Source organism: Shinella sumterensis (genome assembly GCF_004514425.2).
Taxonomy (GTDB): domain Bacteria; phylum Pseudomonadota; class Alphaproteobacteria; order Rhizobiales; family Rhizobiaceae; genus Shinella; species Shinella sumterensis.
Map to the genome: position 1 here is coordinate 1 of NZ_MYFN02000034.1, position 11,103 is coordinate 11,103.

An 11,103-nucleotide genomic window follows, 5' to 3' on the forward strand; every position below is an offset into this window, starting at 1 on the left:
CGTACCATTGCGAAAACGAGAACGGATGATGCAGAGATTTCGATCAGTCGGCGGCTTACAACGCTTCGTATCGATCTTTTCGGCAGTTCGAAATCTCTTCGTCGCACCGCATCAAAAACGCTCAGCTCTGGCCACCCACATTCATCGGATCCGCGCTATAGCCCAGTGGAAAGCCGTGACCGGCGCGAGTGCCTGATTTCTCAGACACACACCTTGCTTCATCATTGATGAAACAACGTGACATCGCCCAATGGATTTATGCTGCGTGAGGCTTCTTAACCTGCGCACGCTCCAGAAACGCCAATGTACTCTCAAGATCGACGATACCAGCCTGGCTCCCGAGACCGGACGCATTCAGGGCAGACGAGGCCTGACCAAGCCGGGTCGTTTCTTCAGGGTTGAGGCCATTGATAATGCCGGCTGTGAATCCCGCATTGAAGGCGTCTCCGCAACCGCAAGTGCAGATGACGTCGATGTCGAAGGCCGGCATGTGGAAGCGGGTGCCATCGACATGATGATAATATGCGCCATGCTCGCCCATCGTCATCACGGTGCATTGCACTCCGAGATCATTAAAATAGCGCCCGATGTCCTCCTTCGTCTTCAGGCCGGAGAGGGCCTGCGCCTCCTCGATCGAAGGGATGAAATAGTCGGTATAAGGCAGGAGGCCGGCAACATTCGCCATGTCCTTCCTATCCGCCGCAAAAACGTCGAGGGTCGTGACACTACCGCGCCGTTTAGCTTCTGCCATCAAGCGGAAGCTCCGCTCACCGTCCATCCTGTCCATGAGACCGGTCCCGCCCATATGGACGACCTTTGCATCGAGAACCTTGTCATAGTCGTCTTCGGCAATCACGAAAGCGCCGGTGGCGCCGCGCATGTGTAATGCCGGTCGCTGTCCATCCGGGCGGGTGGTCACGATGGACGATGACGTCCCGACACCCGGGCAGAGCTGCATCATGGATGTATCGATGCCGAACTGCGCCATGCGGCGAATGACCCAGTCCCCCATCAGATCATCGCCAATGCCTCCGACGGCAAGAACCTTCATCCCGTACTTCGCGGCGACAACGGCCGCCGCGCCGGCAGCGCCGGATACGGCCATCGTCAATTCCTCAATGAAATAGGTGCTTCCACCGGGCGGGATCTCGGTGACAGGGCGCCCCAGGCAATCGAAGGTGTAGAAACCGATAGAGGTGTAGTCGTAGGTCATAATGTTTCTCCTCCTGAAAGTGAGCGCTTTGCGCTGCTTTCACTTCAGATTTGCGTGCACAACTCTCCCTTGCGGCAATCCACCCGGGTCGCCACATGGCCTAAATTGAAATTTCGAACCCCTCCCGCCCGGCGCGCTAACCGTCGAGCAGTCTCTCTCCCACCTGCTCGTCCGTCAGGATCACATGCGGAGAGAGTAGTTTCATCGCGGCCCTGAACACGGCCAGTTTGTGCCAACCACCCGATGCAAGCACGATCTTGCGTGATGTCCGCAACGCCCGCGGGTCGACGGCAACAACCCGGCGGTTGACGTCATGGTCTACAATCTGACCGTCGGCGTCGATGAACCGGCAAAGGATGTCGCCAATGGCGCCGGCCCGTTGCAGCGATACCATTTCTTCCTTTTCGAGCAGGCCGTAGCTCACGAAAGTCGATGTCGGCGACAGGTCGCCGACGCTGACAATAGCCACGTCCAAGTTCTCCGAACGCCGAAAAACCTCTCGGATGCCCGGATGCGTAAGCAAAGCTTCACGCGTTCGCGCGTCCGGCGCGAAGACGGGTGCCGCGATGAGATAGCTTTCCGCCGAGAGCCTGTCGCCAAGACGCCAGGCGAACTCGGATGGATTGAACGTGCTGACCCTCGTCAACCCGCCCAGCAAGGAGACGACCGAAACACCGGCATGCTGCTGTTGCGGGATGGAAGGAAGACACGAGCTCAGCGTCTTGCCCCATCCCAGCCCTATCGTCATGTTTTCGCTCAACAGGTCAGTCAGATACTCCCCGAGTACCGTGCCGATGATTTCCGGAACCATGTCCGGTTTCTGAGGCACCGGCACGACAATCGCACGTTCCAGTTTGAACTTCCGCTCCAGTTCGCGCTCCAGCTCCACACAATGGCTGTGTTTCGAAAGAACGCGGATCTGCACGGTCCCGTCCAGCCGGGCGGCGGCCAGCATGCGGAGCACCCGCGTGCGTGTCATTCCAAGCTCTTGGGCGACCTGATCTTGGGTCAACCCTTCCTTGTAGTAGAGCCAGGCCGCCCTGGTCCGCAGATCATCATTGAGATCAGACACTACTTTCACACTCTCTGTTCGAAATTGTTCCAGTCTGCCTATAAATGACGGCGCATTCGATTGCCACAAGTCGGAAAACAACGCTTGGCTCGTTAGTTGCGGCGGCGGAAGAGGTCGACCAGCACCGCGATCAGAACGACGCCCCCGACGATGACACGCTGCCAGAAGCCGGAGACATTCAGAAGCACGGTGCCATTGGCAAGCACGGTCAGGAGCATAGCGCCGAGCATGGTGCCGACAATGGACCCCTGCCCGCCACGCAGACTGGTGCCGCCAAGAATAGCCGCAGTGATCGCACCCATCAGCCAGCCCTCGCCCACCGACGGCTGCCCCGCATCCATGCGGCTTGCAAACAAGATACCCGCGAGAGCCGCAAACATTCCGGCAAGTCCGAAAACCATGAACTCGACAAACTTCGCGCGGATGCCGACGAGTACCGCCGCATCCCGATTACCGCCGACGGCAAAGATGTTGCGGCCGAATTTGGTTTGGGTAAGCAGCCAGATGAGAACGATACCGCAGGCGATGAAGACAAGCACGGGGATCGGGACGGAGAGGATCTCACCCTTGCCGAAGACGCCGAACGTCTCCCCGAGTGGTCGAATGGGATAGCCCTTGGTGATAACCATCGTCAGGCCCGCAAAGATCTCCCAGGTCGCAAGCGTCACGATGAATGGATTGAGACGCAAGCCGGCGACAAAGAACCCGTTCACGAAGCCAAGGCACATGCCGAAGATCATGGTGAGCGGGATGACCATGTAGGGATGGACACCGAACATGGTGAGCAGCAGGGATCCGACGATCGCGGAAAGGCCGGCCGCCGCCCCGACGGAAAGGTCGATGCCACCAACGAGCAGCACCAGTGTCTGCCCCAGGGCCACCAGGCCGACGAATGCCGCCTGACGTGCGACGACGGACATGTTGTAGGTCGACAGGAAATTGTCCGTTGCAAAGGAAAGGACCACCATCAGAGCGATGAGAGCGACGAGAATGCCGCTGGCTTCCCACTGCCAGAACCGCGTTAATGGCCCCGAACGCTTCGTCCGGGCAGGGGTGGAGGTAACGGTGATGTCGTTTGTCATTGGTTGTGACCTTCCGGTGCCTAGCTCATGGCAAGCTGCAGGAGCGATTCCTGCGTTGCGCTTGCTGCGGTCGGGATTCCCTTCACTTTGCCTTCGTGCATCACGACGATGCGGTCGGACACGTCGAGAACCTCTTCGAGTTCCGAAGAGATGAAGACGATCGAAAGCCCTTCCTTGTCGGTAAAGCGCCGCAGCTCGGCCTGAATTTCGAATTTCGCGGCAACGTCGATGCCACGCGTGGGCTCATCCATGATCAGTACGCGGGCATTGCGCATCAGCCAGCGTCCGATGATGACCTTCTGCTGATTGCCACCGCTGAGGCTCGTGATCGGATCGGAGGGCGACGAGAGCTTGATACGAAGCCTTTGGATGAAGCCATCGACTTCGCGCAACATATCGGACGTGCGCATGTGCAACACGCCCCCGAACCGATCGAGCGACGGCATGCTCATGTTCTCTGTGATGCTGAGCAGCGGGAATATGCCCTCCTGCTTGCGCTCTTCCGGCAGGTAAACGAGACCCTTGGCGATACAGTCTAGGGGGCTGCGGTTCGCGAAGGGCTCACCGAACAGCTCGACCGTGCCGGCATCGGCCTGAGTCAGGCCGAAAATGCACTTTGCCACCTCGGTACGACCGGCACCGACAAGCCCGGAAACACCAAGGATTTCTCCACGATGCACTTCGAAGCTTACATTCTCGAATTCGCCAAGACGCGTCAGGCCATCGACCTTGAGGACGACATCACGCTTCTCGATACCGACATGAGGCGCCGGGTTGCCACGGCCGACCACGCGCCCGGCCATCTGCCGCACCATTTCTTCCTTGGTCGTCGCTTTGGGATCAAGTTCACCGACATAGGCGCCATCGCGCAGCACGGTGATCGTGTCGGAGAGTTCGAGGATTTCGTCCAGGCGATGGGAAATATAGAATACCGCGCCACCGCCGGCCCGGAAGCGTCGAATATAATCGAAAAGCTTGTCCGTTTCGCGCGAGGTCAGGGTCGCCGTCGGTTCGTCGAGGATGAGGATGCGTGCGGAGGTCGCAGCGGCCCGGGCGATTTGCACCAGTTGCTGCTGCGCTTTGCTCAGCCTGAAAACCTTGCTCCTCGCGTCGATGGATTCGTCGATCTCGAGCAGATGCTGGATTGCCTGCTCCCATGTCTTTTTCCAATTGATCGCTATTGCGGACGTCTCATGAGCGCCCAGCATGATGTTTTCGGCGACCGTGAGGTCGGGCACCAGGTTGATTTCCTGCGGCGCGATGCTGATGCCGGCCTTCTGCGCGTCGAGCGGACGGCCGAACGAAACCTGTTCGCCGTTGCGATGCAGCGTTCCCGACGTTGGCCTGAGCTTGCCGCAGAAGATACTCATCAGCGTGCTTTTGCCAGCTCCGTTTTCGCCGATTATAGCGTGGACCTCGCCCTCGCCGATGCCGATCGAAACGCCCTTGAGCGCATGGACGACGCCATACGACTTGCAGATGTCCCTGGCCTCAAAGATGTACTTTGCCATAACGGCGTCTCCGGAGCGGAGCGCGCCATACACGCTCCGCCATATTGGGGTTTACTTGCAATCTTCCTTTGTGATGAAGCGTGAGCCGGTGTCGTGGAACATCGGGATCGTGTGGTTCTCGTTTGCGGCGACGAGGTACTTCACGGTCCAGTAGCCCATGTCCCACTGGCGCTGAGCCTTGAGCGCGGTGATCGTGCCATCGCAGACGGCATCGACGGCCTCCGGAAGATCGTCCATGCCGACGATCGCGATCTTGCCGGCGAAGCCTGCATTCTTCACGGCACGGGCTGCGCCGATTGGGTTCGACGCATTCGAACCGAAGATGCCGGCGATGTCCGGGTTCGCCTGAAGCGCATTTTCGGTCAGCGTAACCGCTTCTTCGAGGATATCGTCGTCGGGTTGTTCGAACACGATCTGCATGTCGGGATGGCTTTCAAGCGCCTTCTTGAAGCCCTGAATGCGTTCAACATGGTCAGACGCGGTAAGGCTGCCGGCGAGAATGCCGACCTTGCCCTTGCCGTTCAGGTGCTTGGCAAGAAATTCGCCGAGGTCGTAGCCATCCTGGTAGCTGCTCTTGGGGCCGACGAAGGGAAACTTTTCATCGCAGAAGGAATTGAACGTCATGACGTTGACGCCGGCCGCCTTGGCCTCCGTCAGAAGCTGGACATTCGTTGCCCGATCGAGGCACGCGACGGCGAGACCGTCCGGCTTGCGGCCGATGTTGGTTTCGATGCGCTGGTTCTGGTCAGCGACGTCCGCCTGCGGCGGCTGATCCCAGATAACATTGACCTTGATGCCGGACTTCGCAAATTCTTCGGCAGCAAACTTGCTGCCCTCGGCAACAACGTCATACCAGGGGTGAATGACCTTCGGGATGAAGACGAATGTCAGCTCTTTGTCGATAGGCTTGATGAGGTCCTGCTGGCTCTGCGCGTAGGCGCCGGCCCCTGCGACGATCGACATTACACCTGCGCTGATAAGAAGTTTGTACAGTTTCATTTCTAACCTCCCAGTTGAAACTTTTAACCGCCGCTGCTGCGGCGTGAGTTCCCAGAAATCGAAGAAAATCGGCGCTGCATTCGATCCGGCGCCCTCGACGCCTCCCAATCCCCCACGGCGGGTTAACCCGCCGAAAAGCGCGCAGCAACACTCTCCTCCCAAGCCTGAACAAAAGAACATTTATATTCAGACAAATCTAAATGTTCATCAACGTGAGTGATTGTCAACCATTTTCGCCGGCTGCTGAACCGTCGCCCTCATAATAGGATGTTTTAATTATAAAAAATGTAAATGCAAAGATCGAGAAGGCCTTCGTTCAACCCATAAACGCAGTCAAGTCCAAGAAATTTTCGGCGCATCTGCCGTTTTGTCTTGCATATTTGCATTTTCAATATCACATATGTGCAACATTTTCGGGAGGATCCCATGAAAGCGGGCTTGCTCAAAGCGCCAAACGAACTGCTCTTCCAAACGGTTGCCGATCCGGTGCTTTCCACCGGCGACCTCCTCATTCGCATCAAGGCGGCAACCGTGTGTGGCACCGATATCCGCATCTTCCGCGGGCGGAAAACAGCCGGCGTGCGCTATCCCTCAATCCTCGGGCACGAATTCGCTGGCGAAGTCGTCGAGAATGGCGGCCACAGCAATTTCTCCTGCGGTGATGCCGTTGCGGTATGCCCTGCCATCCCTTGCGGCTATTGCGACTACTGCAAGCGCGGCTATGAGAACATCTGTCAAAACCTGACCGCCATTGGATACGAGATCGACGGTGCGTTTGCCGAATACATCCGAATTCCCGCAAGGGCGGTCGAAGTGCGCAATGTGTTCAAGATTCCCGCGAACCTGAGTTGGGAAAAGGCAGCGCTCGTCGAACCGCTTTCATGCGTTCTCAATGGTCAGGAAAAGATCAGCGTCGAAGTCGGCGATAGCGTCGTCATCCTGGGCTCCGGCCCGATCGGACTGCTTCACGTAAAGCTTGCACGTCACTCCGGCGCCGCGAAAATCATCGTCAGCGAGCCAAGCGCTTCACGACGCGACGCGGCAATCGCGGCGGGCGCAGACATCGTCGTGGATCCCGTCAACGAGGACCTGAATTCAATCGTGCGCCAGCACACGAAGGGGCTGGGAGCGGACAAGCTTATCGTGGCGATCGGCGTGACGAAGCTTGCAAACGACGCACTTTCGCTCGTTCGTCACCGCGGAAAAATCAGTCTGTTCGCCGGCTTTTCGTCTACCGACATGGCCACGATGGATGTCAATCTCATCCACTACAACGAACTCGTCGTCACCGGCTCGTTCGGGCTCAACCGCCTCCAGTTCGAAAAATCCCTCGACATGATCGCCGCCGGCCAGATCGAAGTCGATTCGATGCTGACGCACCGCTTCGAGCTGAAGGACATCGGGGCGGCACTCGAAACCGCCGAAAAGGGTAGCGCCGTAAAGGTCGCTGTCGTCAATCCATGACGATGGATGCGTCCCGCTTGGATACGGTAAGGTCACACTATCCGGTGCTGATCATCGGCGGCGGCATCAATGGATGTGGCCTGTTCCGTGATTTGGCCGCCCAGGGTATCGACTGCCTGCTGATCGACAAGAACGACTTCTGCTCGGGCGCGAGCGCTGCCCCGTCGCGTCTCATCCATGGTGGCATCAAATATCTGGAGACCGGCGAATTCCGGCTCGTTCGCCAATCCGCCATGGAGCGCAACCTACTCCTGAAGAACGCACCGCATTACGTCAAACCCCTCGAGACCGTACTACCGGTCTATTCGTGGTTCGGCGGGATCGTTCCGTCGATCAAACGGTTCTTTCGACTGAAGGCGACGTTGAACGACCGCGGCGCGATCATCACCGAAATCGGGTTGAGGCTCTACGATCTCTTCGGGCGGCATTTCCGCACAATGCCCAATCACCGCATGCTTCTGCGACGCTCGATGGCGTCTGTCATGCCCGAGTTGACAAAGAGAGCTGTTGCCAGCGGAATCTACTATGAAGGACGCATCACGCATGCGGAGCGGCTGGGCCTCGAGCTTCTCCTCGATGGCATTCAGGACAATCCAGAGTCCAGGGCACTCAACTACGTCTCGGTTTCAGGAAACGGCAGCGGTGGCATAACGCTGACGGACGGACTGTCCAGTCGAAGCGTCGCCGTGACCGCAGACATCGTGATCAATGCCGGCGGCGCTTGGATCGATGCCGTCAACGACAAGCTCGGCATCGTCTCGCAGCACATGGGCGGCAACAAGGGTTCGCACCTGATCGTTCGCAACCAGAGACTCCACGAGGCGCTCGGCGGCCGGATGGTCTATTTTGGCTCCGCGGACGGACGCGTCAACCTACTCTATCCCTTCATGGGCAATGTCCTTGTCGGCTCGACCGACATTCCCGTCCAGGATCCCGACCTTGCGGTCTGCGACGACACAGAGCGCCAATACCTTTCCCACGTGACACGTGAGGTTTTCCCAGACATTGAGATACGGCAGGACGAAATCGTGATGACCTATTGCGGTGTTCGCCCGCTGCCACGGACCGAAGGTGTCGATCCCGGCGCCGTCAGCCGCGATCACTCGATCGCCCAAGATGTGATCCCGGGCGCGAACACACCCGTGCTCTCTCTTATCGGCGGAAAGTGGACGACCTACCGCGGCTTCTCCGAAGAGGCAGCGGATCTTGTGCTTCGTCTCCTGGGCCGTGCCCGATTGCGTTCGACGCAGGAGCTGCCCATCGGCGGGGGGCGGGGTTTCCCAATGAACGACGCGGGTATCACTCGATTTGCCGACGACCTCTCAAAGGCGACGGGCTCGCTTCAAACGGCGGCCGATCTCCTTCATCGTTATGGGACGCGGGCAACGTTGATCGGGGCCGAAAACAATCAGACGAGGCTGGTTTCAATTCCAGCTTATGGCCGTTTCGAGCTCGCCTGGATTTGCCGCAATGAATGCGTTTGCCGGTTGACTGACCTTCTGTTCCGGCGCACCGACATCGCCCTGTCCGGCCGCCTTTCAGCCGCCGTCGTGGCCGAAGCAGCAGAGATTGCCGCGGATACGCTGGGCTGGGACGCAGAACGCCGGCAGAATGAAATCGACGCAACTCTGCAAACGTGTCATTCTCGCGGCATGACGATTTCATAATATCGAAAGCTGAATCGGAGGAGCGTGTTCATGTCGTCGTCTGTTGGGAAGGATCTGAAGCAGAGCGTTGGGGATCAGCTGCGCGGCGTGCGTTATCTGGTGCGAATGCTCGGATCGGATGCGCAACGACCGAACCTTGCGCCACCGGCCCTCCCTGAAGCTTTGCCCCAATTCGACCGCCTGCTGGGCAAGACTTTCCGTGCCGTGGACAGCGTCATGAGTGCAGTCGAAACCACTGTGCGCCCCTCCGCGGGCGCGTTTCGGGGTTTCCTCCCGCTGGAAGACTACGCTGCCCATCAATCGGGCGCCTTGCAGGAGGATATCTACAAAGGCCTCAAGGCCATTGCCGCTATCGCGCGGTCCAACCAGCTTATCCTGAAAGGTCGGGTCGCGGATATTCAGGCGGACGTGGTAAGACGCTGCACCATGTCCGCACGCACCGAGGAGCGGTGCGCCGAACTGCTGGTGGCACTGGTGCGGTGCAATCCCTTGGTTGATGTTCGCGAGGATGCCGGGATGCCATTGGTCCTGAAACAGTATGTCGCGCTTGCTCTCCTCTTCGGCCTGGCAAACAAAGGACGTCTCCCGGAGGAAGAAGCCTCGTCGCTGGTTGAGGACGCGTTGCTGCTGGCAAGCACCCGTCTAGAAACCATCGAGGGACACTTGAAGGTGGAGAAACCGAGGGAGCCTCTTGCCGCGACATTTGCCGTTCTTCTCGGTCATCTGGCGTGAACCGAGAGCGGAACAATTGACTTGGAAATCAGATATTTGTACGGATGAGGTCTCTTCCGAAGTTTCCAATAGTGATCGCCGATCTGCTTCGCCGTAGGGACTTCAGAGCAATGTTGCGGATATAGGTGCCAGGATGGAAATCCTCACACAGAGCGAGATGAGTGCACTGCCGGATTTCGGTCATCGGCTGCGCCAGCTCAGGTGGTTCCGCCGGACATTCGCCTCATGTGTAAAGGCACTCGATAAACGCTACCGCTTGGAAACCACCTTCAACGAAGAAGTGCTTGCAAAGGTTTTCGTTGATTGGGTTGAAACCATTGAGCAAAAAAAGCGCTTGGCGAATGTGAACCGAGCCGATTTCATCAAGTTCTCGGGCGGCCTGATGCTCCGGGAGCTGATCAAGGCCGACCCCGCCGCCGTGCGACTTCCCGTGAACGCCGGCGATCTGCCTGAAACGATCGCCTTCTGGCCGGAAGGCTTCCTCTACACCAATTTTTGCATCAGTGCCGTCAGCGTCGTTCACCTGCAGGAACTCGGCGAGCCGCTCCATCTGTCGGACTGTGTCGATGACCTGCGCACTTGGTGGTCGTTCCGAGAAAACACGCACGAGATGCCGGCCTACGCCATCGCGTTTCTTGACCGCTTCCTCGGAGTAGAACCGAACTGGACAATGCCGGATCTACCTGAAGCCCGTGCGGCCATGCTGGAAGCGGCTGCTGGCGAAAAGCTTCTGGCGGACGACGAGTAAGGATTGCCCCCTGCCGGCAACTTGAGCCGGCTAAGGCTGGCGTCGGTTCAATGGCTCTTTCGCGAGGCTCTTGCCGCCTTCAGCCTTGCGAAATCGTCGCCGGCGTGGTGCGAGGAGCGGGTGAGCGGGCTCGACGACACCATCAGGAAGCCCTTGGAATAGGCCACCGTCTCGTAGGACTTGAACTCGTCGGGCGTCACGAAGCTCATGACGGCATGATGCTTACGGGTCGGCTGGAGATACTGGCCGATGGTCAGGAAGTCGACATCGGCCGTGCGCAGGTCGTCCATCAGCTGGAGCACTTCGTTGCGCTCCTCGCCGAGACCCACCATGATGCCCGACTTGGTGAACATGGTCGGATCCAGTTCCTTCACGCGCTGCAGAAGCCGCACGGAGTGGAAGTAGCGCGCGCCCGGACGCACCGTCAGGTAATTGCCCGGCACGGTCTCCATATTGTGGTTGAACACATCCGGCTTGGCGGCGACGACACGCTCCAGCGCGCCCGGCTTCTTCAGGAAATCGGGCGTGAGGATTTCGATCGTCGTCAGCGGCGACGCCGCGCGAATGGCCCAGATCACCTTCTCGAAGTGCTCCGCGCCGCCGTCGTCCAGATCG

The 11,103-nt window shown here is 58.7% G+C and carries 10 protein-coding genes and 1 pseudogene; 5 read left to right on the top strand and 6 right to left on the bottom strand.

The annotated features are described in order from the left end of the window. Positions 1–196 (top strand): annotated as a pseudogene (locus tag B5M41_RS26400) (IS6 family transposase); the annotation flags it as partial. Between the two features lie 60 nt (positions 197–256). Here the strand turns inward: B5M41_RS26400 and B5M41_RS26405 are convergent. The 5 genes from B5M41_RS26405 to B5M41_RS26425 all read right to left on the bottom strand — a co-directional run bounded on the left by B5M41_RS26405 (position 257) and on the right by B5M41_RS26425 (position 5,877). Beyond that, positions 257–1,213 carry a carbohydrate kinase family protein gene (locus tag B5M41_RS26405; protein ID WP_134652992.1) on the bottom strand — a complete coding sequence of 319 codons (957 nt, stop codon included), beginning with the start codon at positions 1,211–1,213 and terminating at the stop codon, positions 257–259. 136 nt (positions 1,214–1,349) lie between these two features. Continuing rightward, positions 1,350–2,285, bottom strand: a complete 936-nt coding sequence (locus tag B5M41_RS26410) for a sugar-binding transcriptional regulator (RefSeq protein WP_167719506.1) — start codon at positions 2,283–2,285, stop codon at positions 1,350–1,352. A 92-nt stretch (positions 2,286–2,377) separates the two neighbouring features. Continuing rightward, entirely contained in the window at positions 2,378–3,367 is a 990-nt protein-coding gene (locus B5M41_RS26415) for an ABC transporter permease (RefSeq protein WP_134652996.1), read from the bottom strand. Between the two features lie 20 nt (positions 3,368–3,387). Next, the gene (locus B5M41_RS26420; RefSeq protein WP_134652999.1) at positions 3,388–4,878 is read right to left on the bottom strand and encodes a sugar ABC transporter ATP-binding protein; all 1,491 of its coding nucleotides are present in this window, start codon (positions 4,876–4,878) and stop codon (positions 3,388–3,390) included. A 51-nt stretch (positions 4,879–4,929) separates the two neighbouring features. Further along, positions 4,930–5,877, bottom strand: coding sequence for a substrate-binding domain-containing protein (locus B5M41_RS26425; protein WP_134653001.1), 948 nt, complete (start codon positions 5,875–5,877; stop codon positions 4,930–4,932). Positions 5,878–6,303: 426 nt separating this feature from the next. Here B5M41_RS26425 and B5M41_RS26430 point away from each other — a divergent pair, with 426 nt between their 5' ends. The 4 genes from B5M41_RS26430 (at position 6,304) to B5M41_RS26445 (ending at position 10,488) form a co-directional block, all read left to right on the top strand. Beyond that, on the top strand, positions 6,304–7,341 hold the full coding sequence (locus tag B5M41_RS26430; protein ID WP_134653003.1) for an alcohol dehydrogenase catalytic domain-containing protein: 1,038 nt from the start codon (positions 6,304–6,306) through the stop codon (positions 7,339–7,341). Next, the gene (locus B5M41_RS26435; protein ID WP_134653005.1) at positions 7,338–9,008 is read left to right on the top strand and encodes a glycerol-3-phosphate dehydrogenase/oxidase; all 1,671 of its coding nucleotides are present in this window, start codon (positions 7,338–7,340) and stop codon (positions 9,006–9,008) included. Before B5M41_RS26430 ends, B5M41_RS26435 begins: the two co-directional genes overlap by 4 nt. Positions 9,009–9,038: 30 nt before the next feature. Then, positions 9,039–9,740 carry a hypothetical protein gene (locus tag B5M41_RS26440; protein WP_134653007.1) on the top strand — a complete coding sequence of 234 codons (702 nt, stop codon included), beginning with the start codon at positions 9,039–9,041 and terminating at the stop codon, positions 9,738–9,740. A 133-nt stretch (positions 9,741–9,873) separates the two neighbouring features. Further along, positions 9,874–10,488, top strand: coding sequence for a hypothetical protein (locus tag B5M41_RS26445; RefSeq protein ID WP_134653009.1), 615 nt, complete (start codon positions 9,874–9,876; stop codon positions 10,486–10,488). Between the two features lie 47 nt (positions 10,489–10,535). On the opposite strand, the gene B5M41_RS26450 is transcribed toward B5M41_RS26445, so the two are convergent. Then, on the bottom strand, positions 10,536–11,103 hold a 568-nt coding region (locus tag B5M41_RS26450), incomplete at its 5' end, for a lipoyl synthase (protein WP_230640378.1).